The organism is Flavobacterium sp. NKUCC04_CG (genome assembly GCF_019345525.1).
Lineage (GTDB): Bacteria > Bacteroidota > Bacteroidia > Flavobacteriales > Flavobacteriaceae > Flavobacterium.
On the sequence record NZ_JAHKRA010000012.1, the window covers coordinates 1 to 19,523 of the forward strand.

A 19,523-nucleotide genomic window follows, 5' to 3' on the forward strand; every position below is an offset into this window, starting at 1 on the left:
TCCAACTTTGTCAAAAAACAATTAGGTTTCTTTGTATATTAACTGCGGTTTAAGAGTTGAATATTAGAATATTGATTTGCCACACGAAAGGATTCGTGCGGCAGCGGGGGATTCGTTCGGCAGCGGGGGGGATGAGTGCGCAGGAAAGTGATGGGTGGATTGTTAAAAACAATACTGCTGAAGCTTCATATGACGCTAAGTACGATGGAACGAATACTCCTGAAGGGCATTATTATGGGACAGCTTTTGAGTTAGAAGGGACTGTTTATAATGCTGATGGTACTACGGAATCAGCAGGTGGAGGAATGGGACTTTCTGATATTAGTGATATAAATGGATATTTTGGTTTTGGAGCTTTAGCGTTAGAAAATAGTCCAGGGTCATTTAGGGCGTCAACTACAAAACAAGGATTTAGCCCTAAATATTATGGTAATTCATGGGCTGGAAATCAGTATACAAAGACTTTTAATATTGGGAAAATAGGCAAGGGATTAGGACAAGTTGGATTTGGTGCTGGATTAGTTTTTGATGGAATTGGTATAGCAAATTATTATGACCCATCTATAGATCCTACTAGTCAAAATTCAGTTTCTCCAGTAAAAGCTGGAGTTAATGCAGGAATGGGGGCTTGGGGGCTTTTGGGAGGTCCATATGGGGTTGTAGTTAGTGGAGCTTATAGTGCAATAGAATTGATGTATCCAGGAGGATTGAAAGGTTATGTTGATGATGGCGTTAAGTTTCAAAATGAAATTAATAAGGTTAATGATGCAGGACCTAATAAAATATATTTAATACCAAGAGGACCTAAGTAAAATTTTTAAAATGATTTATTACTATATATATTATATTTTTTATCGAATTGCAAAAAACAATAATTCGGTGTTTCCAAATGAATTTGTTGCTGGGATTTGTGTTTTAGCTTTGAATCTGTGGTTGTTAATGTCTCTGGTAAATGAATTTTATTTTTTCACTAATATTAGATTGATGCCTAAAAGTTTAATTAGTCCTTTTTCAATTATAGTATTGGTATTATTAATTGTAATTAACTGGTTTCTGTTTGAAAATAAACAGCGTTGGAATCAGATTATAAAAAAAATTGAAAATAGTCCTAGTAAAGCAAGAAATGTTTTTATTGCCTGGTGTATAGTCATATTTGTAATTTTAAATTACTGGATAATTTCGTTATATTTATTATCTATAAAGAGCTAATAGTTAAGTAACTCTCCCCGCTACCGCACGAAATGCAATTCGACGAAGTCAATCCCTTCGTGTGGTACGAATAAACAAAGAATCCCCGCTACCGCACGAATCCCTTGGTGTGGTACGAATAATACAAAAATCCCAACCTTAAAAGTTGGGATTTTTGTATTTATACCTATTTAGAATATGCTTTTCGGGTTTTGGCATCTCTGACTAATCCGTCTATAGCATAGAGTATATGTGCTTTATCTTCTTCAGGTAAATCGTCAATTTCATTGAGTCGATGTAGCATCTCGGGATTTTTGAGGATGTTAATTTGAGCGGTTTCTCCAAGTAAGTATCCTACGGTAGTACCTAATTCATCGACCAATCTTTTAACTACATCAATGGATGGTTTTGCTCTCCCGATAACTATCGTTTTCACTGCGTACACTACTTTTGAATTTCGCACAATCTTTTCGACCTTATAAAAAATCCGTTAAGAAATCGCTGCAACGCAGCCGAAAAAAGATTTTGTGTTTGACCGCAGGGAGTTAAAATCTTTTAGGCGGAGTCAAGTGATTTTAGGAATTTTTTATAGCGTCTTGACTTTTTGCTTCGTTTTGTGTCAAGACAAAATGAAGAGAATAATCTTTCTTCGTATATTACGGACAATTTCGGAAAACCGACTCATTATTACGAATACCTGCCTTTTGGAGAGCTTATGGTAGAGCAAAACCAAAGTACGTACTATAACAACGGTTATAAGTTTAATGCCAAGGAATTGGATGCCGCTACCGGTATGTATTATTATGGTGCGCGTTATTACGACCCGAGTACCAGTATATTTTGAGCGTAGACCCGTTAGCGGAACAGTTCCCAGGATGGACTCCATACCACTATGTACACAACAATCCAATCAATTTGATTGACCCGACGGGGATGGCTGCACAGGAAAATGATGACCATTGGCAGTTAAATCAAGCAGGGAAATTAGAAATGATAAAGAAAACTGATGATGATTTCAATGTCTTTTTTAATAAGGATGGAGAGAAATTATTTCAGACAAACAAAACTGCTGAAGTTGAATATAAACAGGCATCTAGGGATAATAAAGCAGGTGAGTATGAGAATGATATGAAAAGTGTTTTTATCCAAGTAGCGCAAGATAGAGAAGCTTATAATACTATGGATTTAAGGAGTAAAGAAACTGGGTTCGATAGTAGTTTAATGTCTTTATCGGATATGAAAAAAGCAGGAGAATCTTATCTTAAAAAAGCGCCATTTGAAGCCGTTTTAAACTTTATACCGACTGCTATAGAATGGGGTTCTGGTGCAGGATATCTTAGAGCAGTACCAGATGGTATTCAAGATTTATATGATGTGGGAAGTAGTGTTTATAGAGGTAAATATGGTACGGATTTAAAAATGGATGCGGGTACGCTATGGCATAACTTTAAACAAAATACAAAGGAAACTTATAATAGTATGAAATATGAATTCAATAGGGGGGTTAATCAGTTACGTAATATGCCCGTTAATGTGCGTTAGCCTTTTCACTAAGTGCGGAACGAATAATCCTAATCGAGATTGTAAAATCGAATATAATGGAAATAATATCGATAAAATATCAAATATAGGTTGTGGTAAGTATGAAATAAATTTTCATAATAATAAGGAAAATAAAATTTATTCTTTTGGATATTATAAAAATGATAGTATTCCCGATGGGATAATAGTTCTTTTTTATGAGAATGGAAACTTAAATAATTTGTTCCATACTGAGGATGGAAAAAGGAAAGGGAGTTCAATTTTTTGTGATAAAGAAGGAGAGGTCTTGTCGCTAGATAATTTTAAGAATGACCTAAAAGATGGACTTCAATATACAAAGCTTGATAGTATTACTTATGTAATTAGTTTTTTTGACAAAGGAGTTTTAGTTAGTAAGGATACTTTACGGGCTAAAAAGTAATTTTGTAAAATTCTGCACTTGCGCCAGTATCTTGCTGGTGACAATTAATAAAAAATCCCAACCGTAAGTTGGGATTTTGTTATTTAAGAATAGCTTGTAATTTATTTTTGGCAAGAAACGCATCTAGCATAGCGAAAACGTGTTCTTTGTCTGTGGGGTCTAGTTTTTCTATATCGAGTAAACGGGTTACGGTTTTCTTATCGAATTTGCTGTTTACGCCTTCTCCCACAAGATAATCCAAGCCTACACCAAAAGCCCCGCTACCGCACGAATCCTTTCGTGTGGTAGGGATTATTAAAAGTATTCGTCTACGCTACCGCGCGAGTCCTCCCCGCTAGTGCACGAAGGATAAAATCTTCGCTATCGCGCGAGCACGTCATTAAGTTAATATATTAAACATTTGATTTACATGTGTTTATGCTTGTTTTTTTAATAGTGATTTCGTGTGTTTACTTGACAACCAAGTAGTCTCCCCCGCTGTTACGCGTGTATTAAAAATGTCCGGCTACGCTACCGCGCGAGTCCTCTCGCGTGGTCTATGTCAAATAAAAAACGCTCAATTATATTGGGCGTTTTGTGTTTACTAAGGTAGTTTAGATAAAAGGATGTCTTCCAACTTTGTCAAAAAACAATTAGGTTTCTTTGTATATTAACTGCGGTTTAAGAGTTGAATATTAGAATATTTATTTGCCACACGAAAGGATTCGTTCGGCAGCGGGGGATTCGTTCGGCAGCGGGGGTTTAAGAGTTGAATATTAGAATATTGATTTGCCACACGAAAGGATTCGTGCGGCAGCGGGGTTATCAAGAAAAGTATTTTAATTTAAATGAAGTTAAAGGTAAAATACCAAGAATTATCTAAGTATGTCTTCTGCTGCTAATCCCGCCCCCGCTGGTGCGCGAGTATTAAAAATATCCGGCTAGGCTACCTCGCGAGTCCTCTCGCGTAGTCTATAGAAAAGACAAAAACTCTCAATTATGTTGGGAGTTTTGTGTTTAAAAAGGCAGTTTATCTATAAAAGTATATGGTTTAACTTTGTCAAAATAGAATAAGACTTCTTCGTATATTACTCCTATTTTGATGAAAATAGATTAATATAGTTAGTTTTGCCACATGAAGGGATTGATTTCGTCGAATTTCATTTCGTGCGGTAGCGGTGGGTAGCGGTGATATGATTACATACGAACTTTAGATAGTTTTAATTCAAACTTTAGTAAAATATTTAAAAGTATAATAACATGAAATTCGTTGTTTTAATATTGTACTTAGCAGTGCTTACATCATGTTCTGATAAAAAATGTGATTGTGAAGTTGATAAAATAAGTTTAATTCAAGAGTACAAAACAACAAATAAAACTATAACGCTCAATAAAATAGAACAAGGAGCTTTTGGAGAAACTATTAACCTTAGAATATGTGACGGGAATAATAGTTTAATTGAAGAAATACATATAAGAGGAGAGGATTCTAAACCTAAATTAGACAGTGTGTTTGGAAAAAATCTGTATATAAGCTATATATACCCTAGCTCAATACATGAAGAGGGAGAAATTTTTGAAATTCCTTTTAATAATGTCGTATTAGGGGATGGCTTATTTAATAAAGATGTTCTGAAATTTAAATATTTTTTTTCTGGCAGATATATTAAAGAAATGTAATCTTAGTTATGTTTTTGTTCAAAAAGAAACCCTGCTGTCGTCAGCATCTTACTGTTGACAACAACAAAAAACCCAACTTTTAAAGTTGGGATTTTTGTATTTGTAACTATTTAGAATATGATTTTCGGGTTTTGGCATCTCTGACTAATCCGTCTATAGCATAGAGTATATGTGCGTTAACTTCTTCTGGTAAGTCGTCAATTTCATTGAGTCGATGTAGCATCTCGGGATTTTTGAGGATGTTAATTTGAGCGCTTTCTCCAAGTAAGTATCCTACGGTAGTACCTAATTCATCGACCAATCTTTTAACTACATCAATGGATGGTTTTACTCTCCCGATAACTATCGTTTTCACTGCGTACACTAATTTTGAATTTTGCAGAATCCTTTCGACCTTATAAAAAATCCGTTAAGAAATCGCTGCAACGCAGCCGAAAAAAGATTTTGTGTCTGACCGCAGGGAGTTAAAATCTTTTAGGCGGAGTCAAGTGATTTTAGGAATTTTTTATAGCGTCTTGACTTTTTGCTTCGTTTTGTGTCAAGACAAAATGAAGAGAATTTTAGTACACTCAATCTTTGAAAACAAAATTTTGCTCGAACGTACCCCGCTACCGCACGAAATGAAATTCGACGAACTCAATCCCTTCGTGTGGTATGAATAAATAAAAAATCCTAACCTTAAAAGTTGGGATTTTTGTGTTTATATAGACAGTTGTTTTTTGCTCTCTGTAGTTGCACGAATTTTTAAATAATTACAGCGATAGACATAACCATAGTTTTAACGTTGTACTATACTTTTGAATTTTACAGAATCTTTTCGACCTTGTAAAAAATCCGTTAGGAAATCACTGCAATGCAGCCGAAAAAAGATCTTGTTTTTGACCGTAGGGAGTTAAAATCTTTTAGGGGAGTCAAGTGATTTTAGGAATTTTTTATTTTAACGTCTTGACTTTTTGCTTTGTTAGTTGGATGCCCGCATCGGGCTCAAGACAAAATGAAGAGAATTCCTCCCTAGAAACGTCGATTTTGGAGAAATTTGGATATGTGGTCAGGTGTTTTATTTATGTAGAACTCATAATTTTTATTTTCCATGGTTTAACAGCTTAGCTATTTTAGGTTTTTTTAGCAGCCTTTTGCATCGTTTTTTATCAAATATCTCGGGTTTAAAAAAATGAAAACCAACTGTAGAAAAGGTTAAAAAAAAACTGATTTACATGATAAAAATCATAATAAAGGACATTAACGTCTTTTATTTTTGTATGTATAAAATGTACTAACAGCAAAATTAAATCGCATGAGAAAGAAATCGGTAAATCGGAAATTAAGTCAATGGTGTTTGGTAATAGTGGGCGTTTTCCTTATCGCTAATTTATCTTCCTGTAAAGATACCGCTACAAGCCGTGTCTCTGAAAACGGAGAACACATAATAACAAAAGGTCAGATGGTCGCTGAATTGACTGCGCCGCCGTTTGTTCCAGCTCCCGTTGGCAATCGAAAAGCCATGAAATTAGTAGTTAATATGGAAATTATTGAAAAGGAGAGTGAAATGGTAGACGGTGTAAACTATGTATATTGGACTTTTGGAGGGAGTGTACCTGGTAGTTTTATCAGAACTCGAGTGGGAGACGAGGTGGAGTTTCACTTAAAAAATCATCCGGATAATAAACTTCCTCATAACATTGATTTACATGCTGTAACGGGACCTGGAGGAGGAGCTGAATCTTCTTTAGTGGCTCCTGGCCATGAAAAAACCTTTTCGTTTAAAACGTTAAATCCGGGACTTTATGTTTATCACTGTGCTACAGCACCAGTGGGTATGCATATCGCCAATGGGATGTATGGCTTAATCTTAGTAGAACCAGAAGGTGGATTGCCGCCTGTTGATAAGGAGTATTATGTGATGCAAGGAGATTTTTATACGGTAGGTGGTTATGGCGAGCGCGGTACCCAGCCTTTTGATATGACCAAAGCTATAAGTGAAAGCCCAGATTACGTGGTTTTTAACGGTAAGGTAGGCGCCTTAATTGGCGACAATGCACTAACGGCAAAAGTTGGAGAAACCGTGCGCTTGTTTGTTGGAAATGGAGGGCCAAATTTGGTGTCTTCGTTCCATGTTATCGGGGAGATTTTCGACAAGGTACACTTCGAAGGTGGGAGTCAGATTAATGAAAATGTTCAGACGACTTTAATCCCTGCGGGAGGAGCAGCTATAGTCGATTTTAAAGTAGATGTACCGGGTAGTTTTGTCCTGGTTGATCACTCCATTTTTAGAGCGTTTAACAAGGGAGCATTGGGGATTTTAAAAGTGACCGGTGAAAATAATGATAAGATTTATTCTGGAACGATTCAAGAGGGAATTTATCTGCCTGAAGGAGGTACGGTTCAAAGTATGCCTGCAGTAGCTGAGAGTAAAAAACCTGCTGTCGCGAAGACTTTAAGCGAACAATTGGTTCAGGGTAAAAACGTATATATGAGAACGTGTTTTGCTTGTCATCAAGCTGAGGGACAAGGGATACCAAGTGCTTTTCCACCATTGGCAAAGTCAGACTATCTAAACAAAGATGTTAACAGAGCTATTCGTACCGTTATTCATGGGCTAAGTGGAGAGCTTGTTGTTAATGGAGAGAAATACAATAGTGTGATGACCAGTCAGAATCTATCGGATGAAGAGATTTCCAATGTATTGACTTATATCTATGATAATTGGGGGAACAACAAAACCCGAGTTACTGTAGATATGGTTAAAGCCATGAGAAATAAATAAAGCTTTTGTTATGATAGTTCGCGATAATTTAAAATTTTTATTGGGTTTGTTTTGCACGGTTGTTTTTACAACGGCCTGGGGACAACAATCCAAGATGGCAGCTGTAAAGGAAGGGAGTTATATACCGCTTTACGGTGCTGATGTCGATGGGTCTCGAGTGGCAGTAGCTGCTTTTCTTATGGACGTGTATCCAGTGACCAACGAACAGTATTTAAGCTTTTTAAAGGACCATCCAGAATGGCGGCGCTCCAGTATAAAAAAACTATTTGCTGATGGAAATTATCTTGTCGATTGGGAAGGTGATTTGAATTATGGGAAATCGCATTTACCCAATGCTGCCGTTACTAATGTATCTTGGTTTGCGGCTAAAAAATATTGTGAATGCCAAGGAAAGCGCTTGCCTAGTCTCGATGAATGGGAATATGCCGCCATGGCCGATGAAAAATTGGCCGATGCACGTTCTAAGGAAGCATACAACAATTATATACTCTCCTGGTATGAACGGGCAAAGACTCAAAACAATCCAGTTGGAAGTACTTTTAAAAACTACTGGGGCATTTATGACCTGCACGGCTTAGTTTGGGAATGGACTTCCGATTTTAACTCCGTCTTCGTTTCAGGTGAATCGAGAAAAGCGATGCAAGGCGATTCCAATTTGTTTTGTGGAAGCAGTTCTGTAGGTGCGTCAGATTTGATGAATTATGCCGCTTTTATGCGGTATGCGTTTCGCGGTAGTGTTAAAGCGAATTACAATATTAAAAATTTGGGTTTTCGATGTGTGAAAAATGAACGATAACTGCTTAAATGTTATTTAAAAAAACAGAAAAAATTGATCGTAAACACTTAAAAAAATAAAAATGAAAAAATATCTAATGCTCATGGGTTTATTACTTGTAATGTCGGGTTGTAATACCAAAACAAAACAAAAAGAAATGGAATTAAAACCGAGCGATACGAGCATTACGGAATTGTCTATTTACAATCTTCCGTCAAAATGGACCAATCAAAATGGACGGGATTTAGAACTCAAAGAATTTCGTGGCGATGTATTGGTCATGGTCATGATTTACACTTCTTGTCAAGCAGCTTGTCCACGATTGGTTGCGGATATGAGGCATATCGAACAGAATTTATCAGATAAAACGAAACCACATGTGAAATTTTTACTGGTGAGTATTGATCCAGAAGTAGATACACCAGAGCGTTTAAAAGTGTTTTCCATTGAAAATAAAATGGATGGAAATCAATGGGTATTCCTGCGGTCTACGGAGGATAATACCCGTGAATTTGCTGCTGTTTTAGCGGTGAATTACAAAAAAATATCACCTATTGATTTTTCGCATTCCAACATTATTAGTGTGTTTAATTCCGAGGGCGAACTGTATTTCCAGCAAGAGGGGCTTGGCGTTAGTTATGATAAAACGATAGAAAAAATCACCGAAGCGGTCAATGATAATTAAAGAGAACAAAGGATGAGCTAGACAAAAGTTATGGGACGGTGGTTTTGACTATGACATATGTTGCGGTATGCGCTCAGCAGCTCGATGTTGATTTGCAATTAAGAACTCTTTTTTTTGGCACCAATCACGCCTTTAACTATCGTTAGTATTCACTGTATGAAAGCCCGATTTCCGTTGCGTTGAAAGTATGTTTATTGAATTCTGACAAATAGAGCATTTGAAATTAAATACCTCCAAACCGCATGCTGGAGCCTACGACTAACATGCTGAGGCCAATCAAGGTAATCAACACGATGTGAATAGCCATTTCATTCAGGTTTTTAGAACTGAGTTTGGGTATAATAAATAATCGCGCATGTACCGCTAAAACAACTGTTAGCAGTAATAAAGTCAGTTTTATCGAGACTACGCGTTCAATGGGGTTCGAAAAAGAAAACCACGAATGCATAGTGACTCCGTATTTGTAAGCCATGAAAACACCGGTTAAAAGCAGTATTAACAACGCAGGTAAGCCTATGGGTTCAAATTTTTTTTCGTACTTGGAAATGATGCTACTATCCCTGTCTCGTAAAGCCTGTGGCAAATAACGACACAATAACAGTAGATGACCGCCTACCCATATAGCGGCGGCAACGAGATGCAGTATTAGTAGTAAGTGATGACTCATGATGTTTTTTTTTAAGATTTAATCAGAGATAAAATTAGCAGAGCTAATGCCAGTGGTAGTCCAATACTCGCAAGTAGAAGTAAGAGGTGGTAGTGAGAAAAAATACCCCGTTCAAAATAAGTCAATGCCCCTTGTGTAAACAGTAGGATTTCTGTTGTTGCAAAACAAATCAAGAAAAGCAGTAAGGCAGCTTTTGATAAATTAGTTTGAAATGCGAGAGTATCGCTGACAAAGGCTAGTAAGAATCCCGTTATCACGCCCAAAGAAGTGAGGTGTGTAAACCCAATCACAAAATTTCGAATTTCATGAGAAACGGCACTTATATCTGGAAATAACGTAAGGGATTGAATAGTTATTTTTAGAGCAAGAGAAATTAAAGCAAAGGCATATAGATAAGTAGTTGTTTTAGAAAATAAAGTAATTAAGCTAGAATAGTGAGGTCGGATTAGTCTGTAAAAGGCATAGATGCTAAAACCTTGTAAGACAAGTCCCAAACCATTAATCCACGGTAATATGGTGAAGGGAAAATACCAACTTAATGGCAGTGAAAAGGTCAATAAAGTAGCAAAAATAAGCAGATATAGAAACCATTTAAATGCGATAGGGTTCAGGTTACAATTGTTAACTCGCAGTTTTTTTATCAAAATAGCCAATACGCCAAATATAAACCAACCATTGAACTGAAAGTGTATAAAGAACTGGATAACAGATTGATAAAAGGCACTTCCTTTCGCTCCACTAGCGGCAACAGGCCCTAAGCACCAAACTCCCAAAGTGGAAAATAACATAAAGAAAAGCGCTGTACATAACAGCTTTTTTTCAGGAGTATAAATCGATTTATCGCCTTGCCACACTAGATATAAAAAGAAATAACTGCAGAAAATATGTAGGGTAGAAAAGCCTATGGAAACCAAGGCGTATCCCTGTAGCGGAAAACTGAATATCATACCTATAATGGAAAACTGAGTAATCCAAAACAGGCGGTTGTAACGCTTTATACTAGCAGGTGTTTTAGGAATAAATTCGTAAAATATCAAAGAATACAACATCAGGTAAACCCAACCCAACATCGCTGTATGCGAGTGACCATGTAGTAGAAATGTATAGTTGATTTCTATGGGAAGCACATAGGCATATCGCAATAAAACCCCCATCATTGCGGCAAGGAAAAAATTGATTAGACAACATATTAGCCAACTTTTTTTCATATTCAATTACGATTTATTCTTCAATAGGACAGCTGCTTTTATCGTGAATTTCTTGGTGATAGTCCGCAGTCAATACCAGGTCAATATCGACCTCAAGCTTAAAGCGCGAACATTAGAATCCGGGATATGGTTCGCGCTATTTTTACTTAAAGTTAAGCCATCCGCTTTTCCAATTCGATGGATTGAGGAAATAAAATATTATTTTCTAAGTGGATATGCTTGTGTAAATCGGATTCAAACTCTTCCAACATGGCATACGTAATCTTGTAGGTATTACAGGCATCTGAAGGAGGTGTGTAATTATTGGTGATATCTGCAATTTTTCTAAAACGTTCTCCTTCGTGATCGTGATCTTCCATCATCATGGCAACTGGATTTTCGACGCTGCCAAAATGTGCGGCTTGTACCTTTTCATTTACGAGTTGTGCACCGACCATCTTCCGAACAAAGGGAAACAGTATCAGTTCCTCTTTTTTTAGGTGTACCGCGAGTTCCTGAGCAGATTCTTTAAATAATTGTTCGACTTCTAAAAGTTCTGGGTGATTTTTTCCATGTACACGGCTTAATTTATTGAGAAATTGTAATAATACGGGTGTTTTTTCCTCGATATAGCGATGGTGTGTTTTTTCGACATAGTCGGTCAACAAGTCCAAAGGCCATGTTTTATAATCGATGGATGAACTTGTTTGATGTGTCAATACTTCATCCAGCACTTCGAGTAGGCGATTGCTGTCAAGCGATTTACTTTCACAAACTTCTTTAATAGTGCGGTGACCCTTGCAGCAAAAGTCGATGCCGTGTTTGGAAAAAATAGCAGCAGTTCTATAATCCTGAGCTACAATTTCTCCGATAGTCATATTTACGGTTGTTTTCATAATATAATTGCTAATTGTGTTTAAAATATTTTTAATGTGTTAAGCGAAATTCGATTTGGCATTCATCCTGTTTTGGATAACAGGTGATTTTTATTATTACTAAATTACAACTCCTTTCGCAATAAAGGACTTTTTCATCCTTTATTATTTTAAAAAAAAGCCATAAGAAATAGCATTGTGCTGTAGGTTTACGTTGAAGTGATTTGACCTTTTGTCAACACAGCAGTGGCTATCCAATAGATTAAAAATCATCTGATTGACGGGCTTATTAATTTTTTTATTTTTTCTATCATAGAGTTTACTGAATTTTTAAATAAGTGGAACCGCTTTTTATTCCTAATGCTAATTCCTCCAAGGTAGTAGTGCAAAGCATCAGTTTTAATTCTTCGCGTATATTTTTAAATTTGTTGTGAACCGGACAGGGATGCAATTCGGAACATTGCTTCAATCCAATAGCGCAACCGTTATATATGGCATCTCCGTCGATAGCCGAAACTATTTGTGCAAGCTTGATTTGCGCGATTAAATCTTTGGGAATATCAAAACCCCCAGTAGGTCCTTTGGTTGAATTAATTACATTATGTTTAACTAATGTTTGTAATATCTTAGCGGTAAAAGCTTCAGGCGAGTCAATTTTTATAGCGATGTCTTTCAGTCCAACTCGTTGGTCTTTATAAGATTCAGCGGCTATAAATATCGCTGCTCGGATAGCGTATTCACAAGTTTTTGAAAACATAATTTGTAGCGTTTAAAAGACAAAGATACGAATATTTACAATATAGGATAATTTTGTCCGAATTTATTTTATAGACTAAGTATTTGGTTTAGAGTAGGGCTATGGCATTATGTTAAGCGTTTTTTTTTTACTATACAGGTCCCTGCTTTCGGAAGGGAGAGGTGGAAAACGGAACCCATTGTGTAGAAGTACTAAGGAGGTATGGTAGTGCTCGTGTAAAACGAAAAACAGCCACTTCAATAAATTGAGGCAGCTGTTTTTATCAAATTAGATAGGGACAATTACAATTATTTTTTAAGGCTAAATCCGTAGGCAATCCGTAGGCCAAATTGATCGGTATGATAGTCGTTATATCGTTCGTAATGAAGGTTGATATCAATATATTTATTGGCAAAACCAATGGCGGGAGACCAAATAAAGGTATTGCCCATTTCGCGATGGGTACCGAATCCGGCACCTACTTCCCCTTGTAGGTAAAAGTTTTTATCTAAAAAGGATTTAAACCCTAATTTCGCTGGTACCAATCCCAAATCTCCATCCGAATTAAATAGGTGTGTATAGCCCGAAGTTGCAGTCAAGGATGTTTTTTGAGTTAAATCGTATTGCAAACGCGCATCCACGCCAACGGCAGCATCATAATCAGCATCTGTTGGTAAGCCAGTGCTGATTCCAAATCCTGCTCGAAATCCTTTGGGATAGGTGTTTTTAGTTTGTGCATTAACGGTAGGAGCAACGAACAAGCCTGATACAAATAGGCAAAAAAGAATCTTTTTCATAAATGAGATTGTTTTAGATTAAGGTCTATAGTATAACTTTCCTTTAAAGTGGTTATGACAAACTCTTTTTCGGATAGCATTTTATAGGATAAGCCTTTTATTGTTTTTGGATATTTCTTATTTTACGAACAATTACAGTGTTGTACTGTGGCTTGTAGCGCAATTTTAAAGAGATATCTACAGGAGAGTAAAGGCAAAAAATAAGCCATTTACGAGCCTTTATAAAAGCCAAGTGTTAATATTTTTACAGCAATCAGCTAATCAATTACTTAAAGCTGGATAAAAAAAGCGTAAAAAGGGATACTTTTCGATGAAGTCTGTATCTTTGTAAAAGGAAAAAAAGTCACTTAAGGATTTATTTCTTTCCAAATATAATGTAATTGCTTAGTTATAAGTGGTTTAATGCTGTAAATAGAGGCTGGAATTGCATAATTTGGACGGGTTTATTTTCCCCGATTTGTGGATTGTTGAGCCAAGTATTTCTCGATAGAATTGAATGGCCTTGTAGATATATAACAGTTAAGTAGTTAAGATTTTTAAAGTAGTATAAACTAAAACCTGGTGTTTTAAAAAACGTATAAACATGGAATTACCAAAATTTGTCTTAGCAGACAACACGGATTATGCCGAAGATATCTTTATAGTGCATTTAGATTTTCCTAGATTCATTATTAATCTAAATACGGATGATGTAGAATTTTTAGAATCTATTGAAGAGTCTGAGGAATCTGAAATTGAGGCAGAAATGGAAATATTAATCGAAGAAGCTGGAGCTTTTTACGATCGTGAAATGCTTCGTTATGGCGAAGGAGAACTGGAATAGTTTAGGATTTAAAATACAAATCCAAAATGGACTGAGCAGCTGCAAAAGGTGAAATTTCATTGTTTTGCACTGCTTTTTTGTTTTGTATAATCAAGTCAGCAATAGCGGGATGGTTGTAAAAGTGTAGTAAAACATTTTCATTGATGGTTTCCATCATCCAATATTGACTTTGTTCGCGACGTTGTTTGTCAAAATAACCGTTGGATTGGGTAAGTTCTAGATAATTTAAAATCATTTGCCAAATATCCTGAATACCAGAGTGTTCAATCGCACTACAAGTACTGACTTTCGGATTCCAATCGGAAGCTTTTTTTGGAAAGAGATGTAAGGCTCTGTTGTATTCCACTTTGGCCATTTGTGCTTTGCGAATATTTTCACCATCGGCTTTATTGATGACTACAGCGTCTGCCATTTCCATAATACCTCGTTTTATTCCTTGTAGTTCGTCACCAGCACCGGCTAAATTAAGTAATAAGAAAAAATCGACCATACTGTGAACCGCCGTTTCGCTTTGTCCAACACCTACGGTCTCTACCAGTATGGTGTCAAAACCACAAGCCTCGCATAAAATAATGGTTTCACGTGTTTTACGAGCAACTCCGCCTAAGCTCTCTCCAGAAGCAGAGGGGCGAATATAGGCGTTTTCGTCTTTGACCAATTCTTCCATCCGTGTTTTATCGCCTAATATACTCCCTCGAGTTAAAGTACTGCTTGGGTCTATCGCCAAAACAGCTACTTTTTTGCCCAAACTCGTTAACAATTTGCCGAAAGATTCTATAAAAGTACTTTTTCCAACACCGGGTACTCCGGTAATTCCTATACGAATCGATTGGTTGGCATAAGGCAAACAGCCTTGGATAACGGTGTTGGCCCTTTCGTGATGTGCTGGATTGATACTTTCAACCAAGGTAATAGCCCGGCTCAATGCGACCTTATCGCCGATGATAATTTTCTTTATCAGCGTTTCAGGGGTGTCTTGTTGGGAGCGCCTCTGTTGAAAGGCAGCAATTCTAGAGCTGTTGATTATTTCAGGAGCTTGAATTCCAGCGTTTTCCTTTAAAGCAGAATTATGAGGTAAATTTTTACTCACGAGAATAAGGGTTTAATCGTAAAAGTACTAAAAATCTTTAGACAAATCAATGCATAATTGCTGTTAAGGACAAACAGCCGAACCCTGACACTAGTCTATAAATAAACCGCTTTGCAAATAAACCTCTCGACTTACTTTCATATCTTTGTCGCAGCAATAAATGCATACTTCTATGTTTCGATTTTCTAAAAAAACACCTACTTCTTTCGATACGGTTATAGCGACGAAAAACACTTCAAAAACCGTTTACCCAATCTTATTTGCGATCAGTTTAGCCCATTTGCTTAACGATTTATTACAAGCGGTGATTCCGGCAGTATATCCATTGCTAAAAACCAACTACGACTTGAATTTCGCACAAATAGGTATGATTACTTTTTGTTTTCAAGTATCATCATCCCTATTACAACCTTTAGTTGGTGCTTATACAGACAAACACCCCAAACCCTTCTCTCAAATAGCGGGTATGGTATTTACCTTTTTAGGTATTATTACCTTGGCCTATGCATCGAGTTATTATTGGGTGCTTTTGGCTGTGGTTTTAGTTGGGGTAGGTTCGTCCATTTTTCATCCCGAATCGTCTCGTGTATCTTTTATGGCATCAGGAGGGAAACGCAGTTTGGCACAATCCATTTTTCAAATTGGAGGAAATACAGGAAGTGCTTTAGCACCTTTATTGGTGGCTTGGATTGTTATTCCAAACGGGCAAAGACATATATTGTGGTTTGTTGCTTTTGCTCTCTTGGCTAAAGTGGTTTTGTTTTACATAGGTTCTTGGTATCAAAATATTCTTCAGGTATCCAAAAACATTAAGAAAAAACAATTGATGTTGCCCGATTTATCTCCAACGCGTATCGTTTTTTCGGTTTCGATATTATTACTATTGATTTTTTCGAAGTTTTTTTATGTAGCGAGTATCACGAGTTATTTTCAGTTTTATACAATGGATAAATTTGGAATTAGCGAAGTTCAAGCACAGGTATATCTGTTTTATTTCCTAATATCTGTGGCACTCGGAACCTTAGTAGGTGGTTTCTTTGGTGATCGGGTAGGGCGCAAATACATCATTTGGTTTTCGGTTTTGGGAGTTACTCCTTTTACTTTAGCATTGCCCTATGTATCGTTGGAATGGACTGGGTTCTTAGTGGTAATTATTGGCTTTATATTGTCTTCCGCATTTCCATCTATTTTGGTCTATGCACAAGAGCTGCTGCCTAAGAAATTAGGAATGGTATCAGGACTTTTTTACGGTTTTGCTTTTGGTATGGGAGGATTAGGATCTGCAGTACTTGGATGGTGGGCAGATAAAACTTCAATCGAACATATTTATACCATCTGTTCTTATCTACCGTTAATTGGAATTATTGCGTGTTTTTTGCCCAATATGAAAAATGTAAAATTTAAAGAAGATACCGATGCAATCAAATAAATATAAATCCGTAGATCGGAGTATCATTCAACAGTTAGAAATGCAATTTGGTACAGCTAGGGTAATCGTTGAAAAAGCAGCCTTAGAGGAATACGGTCGCGATCATACTGAAGATTTGGTTTTTCCACCAGCTGTGGTTTTAAAACCAGTTTCTACAGTAGAGGTATCGTGGATACTGAAATTTGCATTCGATAACAACATTCCCGTAGTTCCTGTCGGAGCAAGAACGGGATTGAGTGGAGGAATTTTAAATATATATAGTGGTATTGCATTGTCATTGGAGAAGATGAATCAAATTGTTTCCATCGACGAGCAAAATTTACAAGTTATCGTAGAACCGGGAGTAATTACTCAGACTTTGCAAGAAGCCGTAGCTGCTAAAGGCCTGTTTTATCCGGTGGACCCCTCGAGTAGAGGAAGTTGTTTCATAGGGGGAAATATAGCTGAAAATGCCGGTGGCGCCCGTGCGGTAAAATATGGTGTAACCAAGGATTACGTTTTAAATTTAGAAGTGGTTTTAGCCAATGGTGATATCATTTGGACCGCTGCCAATACCCTAAAAAATGCCACAGGTTATAATCTTACTCAAGTGATTGTAGGTAGTGAGGGGACTTTAGGGGTGGTGACTAAAATTGTATTGCGTTTATTACCAGCTCATACAAATGAAATACTGATGTTGGTGCCTTTTTATAGAATGGAAGAAGCGGCTGAAGCGGTTTCTGCTATTTTTAGAGCCGGTGTTATACCCAGTGCTTTAGAGTTTATGGAGCGGGATGCTATTGATTGGTCGTTGCGCTATATCGATGACCATAGTCTCCAAATCAATAAGGATATACAAGCCCATCTTCTGATTGAGGTCGATGGAAATTATCCTGATGTGTTGTTTGCTGAGGCAGAAAAAATAGCTGAGGTGTTAACCGCATTTAAAACAGATGAAATCCTGTTTGCCGATACAGTAGATCAAAAGAATGCGCTTTGGAAGTTAAGGCGAAATGTTGCAGAAGCTGTGAAATCCCAATCGGTTTATAAAGAAGAAGATACGGTAGTGCCTCGATTTGAATTGCCAACTTTATTAAAAGGTATTAAGGCAATTGGAGATAAATACGGATTTCGAAGCATTTGTTATGGACATGCTGGCGATGGAAATCTACATGTTAATATTATCAAGGAACAGCTTAGCGATTTGCATTGGCAGTCAGAAATTCCCAAAGGCATACGCGAAATTTTTGAATTGACAGTCGCTTTAAAAGGAACCATTTCCGGAGAGCACGGCATCGGTTATGTGCAGAAAAACTATATGGATATACCGTTTAGTAATATCGAATTGGAATTAATGAAAGGCATTAAGAAGGTTTTTGACCCGAGCGGCATTTTAAATCCAGGAAAAATATTCCCGGATTCTTAGAGTCTTCTCCTATTTTCGCAATTCAAATGAAAGGCCGACTTTTTAAGTCGGCCTTTCATTTGAATTATAATAGTTTTCCAGAAAGGAAAAAGGCGGCAATGGTAAAGTAAATGATTAATCCAGATACGTCCACCAGTGTGGCTACAAAAGGAGCCGAAGCGGTCGCGGGGTCCATTTTAAACTTGCGCAATACAAAGGGAATAATTGATCCCGATATAGTTCCCCATAACACGATTAGTAATAAAGAACAAGAAACGCTAAGGGCTACATAAAGCCAAAATTCACCATAATCGTAAATACCAGCTTCCTGCCAAATCATGATTCTAATAAATCCAATAGCACCTAAAATTCCACCCAACATCAAGCCCGAGGCAATTTCTTTTTTCATTACATACCACCAATCGCTGAGTTTTAAATCGCCCAATGCCATAGCTCTAATAATTAATGAAGCTGCTTGCGAACCGGAGTTTCCACCGCTAGAAATAATCAACGGAACAAATAGAGCTAAGACTACGGCTTTTTCAATCTCCCCGTCATAATGACTCATCGCAGATGCGGTTAACATTTCTCCTAGAAATAAAACAACCAGCCAACCGGCTCGTTTTTTAACCAATTCCAAGAGGGGGGTTTTGGTGTAAGACATATTTAATTCTTCCAGTCCTCCGAATTTTTGTATGTCTTCAGTATCGCGATCCTTGATTCGATCTAAAATATCGTCAAAAGTTACGATGCCTACCAATACGCCGTTTTCAGTGATGATAGGTAAGGCAGAACGGTCGTATTTTTCAAAGATGTCAAAGGCTTCCTCCATTGGAGTGGTGGTGATAATCGCTGCAAAACTACGGTCAATTAATTCTGAAATCTTCGTTTCGGGTTCAGCCATTAATAATTCTCCAATTTTTAAATCGTCGATCAACACATTGTTGTCGTTAATCACATAAATATAATTGAGCGTTTCTGCTTTTTTACCGTATTTTTTGATGTGTTGTAATACTTCGGCAACGGTTTTGTTTTCCTTGGTTTGTATATATAACGGTGTCATCAATCGAGCAATACTGTCTTCTTTATAACCAATCAGGTCCAAGGCAATTTGCTTTTCCTTATCGTTAAGTAAATTGATGGAATACTTAATCAGTTCATCGGGAATATTTTCAAACAATTCCGTTCGATCATCCGGCTCTAAATTGTTTAATACTTCTGCGTAATCCTCTTGCGCCAAACTCTTGACGATCTGTGTTTGTATATCGAAATCCAAAAGCGAAAAAACGCTCGCTTTTTGTTCGCTATTAAGTTTTAAAAAGGCTAAATCCCGATCTCTTTTTTTTAAGTGAGAAAGCTTTTCGGCAATATCTGCAGGGTGTACATCGATAGAGTAGTTCATTGTAGCCGTTTTAAGAGATGAGTTTAAAAAAAAAGGATTCACTAAAAACCTCCTATTTGTAAGGAAGAATTAGAATTCCTTTTAAACTGCCGTAGAAGT

20 protein-coding genes are annotated in these 19,523 nt (G+C 36.9%); 11 read left to right on the plus strand and 9 right to left on the minus strand.

Annotated elements, in window-relative coordinates:
* The first annotated feature begins 131 nt into the window (after positions 1 to 131).
* On the plus strand, positions 132 to 812 hold the full coding sequence (locus tag KO524_RS10375; RefSeq protein ID WP_219293732.1) for a hypothetical protein: 681 nt from the start codon (positions 132 to 134) through the stop codon (positions 810 to 812).
* Positions 813 to 1,375: 563 nt separating this feature from the next.
* Here KO524_RS10375 and KO524_RS10380 read toward each other — a convergent pair.
* Positions 1,376 to 1,624: a hypothetical protein gene (locus KO524_RS10380; RefSeq protein ID WP_219293734.1), complete on the minus strand. Its 249-nt coding sequence runs from the start codon at positions 1,622 to 1,624 to the stop codon at positions 1,376 to 1,378.
* 180 nt (positions 1,625 to 1,804) lie between these two features.
* Between KO524_RS10380 and KO524_RS15575 the strand changes: the two genes are divergently transcribed.
* From KO524_RS15575 to KO524_RS10395, 4 genes are all read left to right on the plus strand, one after another.
* The gene (locus tag KO524_RS15575; RefSeq protein ID WP_370629730.1) at positions 1,805 to 2,032 is read left to right on the plus strand and encodes an RHS repeat-associated core domain-containing protein; all 228 of its coding nucleotides are present in this window, start codon (positions 1,805 to 1,807) and stop codon (positions 2,030 to 2,032) included.
* The gene (locus KO524_RS15450) at positions 2,029 to 2,730 is read left to right on the plus strand and encodes a hypothetical protein (protein WP_255555233.1); all 702 of its coding nucleotides are present in this window, start codon (positions 2,029 to 2,031) and stop codon (positions 2,728 to 2,730) included. Before KO524_RS15575 ends, KO524_RS15450 begins: the two co-directional genes overlap by 4 nt.
* Positions 2,720 to 3,151 (plus strand): hypothetical protein, encoded by a 432-nt coding sequence (locus tag KO524_RS10390; protein ID WP_219293736.1) that lies wholly within the window; start codon positions 2,720 to 2,722, stop codon positions 3,149 to 3,151. The genes KO524_RS15450 and KO524_RS10390 overlap by 11 nt, the downstream gene beginning before the upstream one ends.
* Positions 3,152 to 4,390: 1,239 nt before the next feature.
* On the plus strand, positions 4,391 to 4,810 hold the full coding sequence (locus KO524_RS10395; RefSeq protein ID WP_219293738.1) for a hypothetical protein: 420 nt from the start codon (positions 4,391 to 4,393) through the stop codon (positions 4,808 to 4,810).
* A gap of 106 nt (positions 4,811 to 4,916) precedes the next feature.
* On the opposite strand, the gene KO524_RS10400 is transcribed toward KO524_RS10395, so the two are convergent.
* Positions 4,917 to 5,165 (minus strand): hypothetical protein, encoded by a 249-nt coding sequence (locus tag KO524_RS10400; RefSeq protein WP_219293740.1) that lies wholly within the window; start codon positions 5,163 to 5,165, stop codon positions 4,917 to 4,919.
* Positions 5,166 to 6,104: 939 nt separating this feature from the next.
* Here KO524_RS10400 and nirK point away from each other — a divergent pair.
* The 3 genes from nirK (at position 6,105) to KO524_RS10415 (ending at position 9,034) form a co-directional block, all read left to right on the plus strand.
* On the plus strand, positions 6,105 to 7,574 hold the full coding sequence (nirK, locus tag KO524_RS10405; protein WP_219293742.1) for a copper-containing nitrite reductase: 1,470 nt from the start codon (positions 6,105 to 6,107) through the stop codon (positions 7,572 to 7,574).
* A gap of 10 nt (positions 7,575 to 7,584) precedes the next feature.
* Positions 7,585 to 8,370: a formylglycine-generating enzyme family protein gene (locus tag KO524_RS10410; protein WP_370629731.1), complete on the plus strand. Its 786-nt coding sequence runs from the start codon at positions 7,585 to 7,587 to the stop codon at positions 8,368 to 8,370.
* A gap of 61 nt (positions 8,371 to 8,431) precedes the next feature.
* Positions 8,432 to 9,034 carry an SCO family protein gene (locus KO524_RS10415; RefSeq protein WP_219293744.1) on the plus strand — a complete coding sequence of 201 codons (603 nt, stop codon included), beginning with the start codon at positions 8,432 to 8,434 and terminating at the stop codon, positions 9,032 to 9,034.
* A 223-nt stretch (positions 9,035 to 9,257) separates the two neighbouring features.
* Here the strand turns inward: KO524_RS10415 and KO524_RS10420 are convergent, their stop codons facing one another.
* The 5 genes from KO524_RS10420 to KO524_RS10440 all read right to left on the minus strand — a co-directional run bounded on the left by KO524_RS10420 (position 9,258) and on the right by KO524_RS10440 (position 13,296).
* Positions 9,258 to 9,704, minus strand: coding sequence for a CopD family protein (locus KO524_RS10420; protein WP_219293944.1), 447 nt, complete (start codon positions 9,702 to 9,704; stop codon positions 9,258 to 9,260).
* Positions 9,705 to 9,712: 8 nt separating this feature from the next.
* The gene (locus tag KO524_RS10425) at positions 9,713 to 10,909 is read right to left on the minus strand and encodes a hypothetical protein (protein ID WP_219293746.1); all 1,197 of its coding nucleotides are present in this window, start codon (positions 10,907 to 10,909) and stop codon (positions 9,713 to 9,715) included.
* 152 nt (positions 10,910 to 11,061) lie between these two features.
* Positions 11,062 to 11,784 carry an iron-sulfur cluster repair di-iron protein gene (gene ric / locus KO524_RS10430; protein ID WP_219293748.1) on the minus strand — a complete coding sequence of 241 codons (723 nt, stop codon included), beginning with the start codon at positions 11,782 to 11,784 and terminating at the stop codon, positions 11,062 to 11,064.
* Between the two features lie 298 nt (positions 11,785 to 12,082).
* Entirely contained in the window at positions 12,083 to 12,520 is a 438-nt protein-coding gene (locus tag KO524_RS10435; RefSeq protein ID WP_219293750.1) for an Rrf2 family transcriptional regulator, read from the minus strand.
* A 287-nt stretch (positions 12,521 to 12,807) separates the two neighbouring features.
* Entirely contained in the window at positions 12,808 to 13,296 is a 489-nt protein-coding gene (locus KO524_RS10440) for a hypothetical protein (RefSeq protein WP_219293752.1), read from the minus strand.
* 583 nt (positions 13,297 to 13,879) lie between these two features.
* Here KO524_RS10440 and KO524_RS10445 point away from each other — a divergent pair.
* Positions 13,880 to 14,119: a hypothetical protein gene (locus KO524_RS10445; protein ID WP_219293754.1), complete on the plus strand. Its 240-nt coding sequence runs from the start codon at positions 13,880 to 13,882 to the stop codon at positions 14,117 to 14,119.
* A gap of 1 nt (position 14,120) precedes the next feature.
* Here the strand turns inward: KO524_RS10445 and meaB are convergent, their stop codons facing one another.
* Positions 14,121 to 15,209, minus strand: a complete 1,089-nt coding sequence (gene meaB / locus KO524_RS10450; protein WP_219293756.1) for a methylmalonyl Co-A mutase-associated GTPase MeaB — start codon at positions 15,207 to 15,209, stop codon at positions 14,121 to 14,123.
* Between the two features lie 172 nt (positions 15,210 to 15,381).
* Here meaB and KO524_RS10455 point away from each other — a divergent pair, with 172 nt between their 5' ends.
* Entirely contained in the window at positions 15,382 to 16,638 is a 1,257-nt protein-coding gene (locus tag KO524_RS10455; RefSeq protein ID WP_219293758.1) for an MFS transporter, read from the plus strand.
* The gene (locus KO524_RS10460) at positions 16,625 to 18,043 is read left to right on the plus strand and encodes an FAD-binding oxidoreductase (protein WP_370629732.1); all 1,419 of its coding nucleotides are present in this window, start codon (positions 16,625 to 16,627) and stop codon (positions 18,041 to 18,043) included. Before KO524_RS10455 ends, KO524_RS10460 begins: the two co-directional genes overlap by 14 nt.
* Positions 18,044 to 18,107: 64 nt before the next feature.
* On the opposite strand, the gene mgtE is transcribed toward KO524_RS10460, so the two are convergent.
* Positions 18,108 to 19,424, minus strand: a complete 1,317-nt coding sequence (gene mgtE, locus KO524_RS10465) for a magnesium transporter (RefSeq protein ID WP_219293760.1) — start codon at positions 19,422 to 19,424, stop codon at positions 18,108 to 18,110.
* Positions 19,425 to 19,523 lie beyond the last annotated feature (99 nt).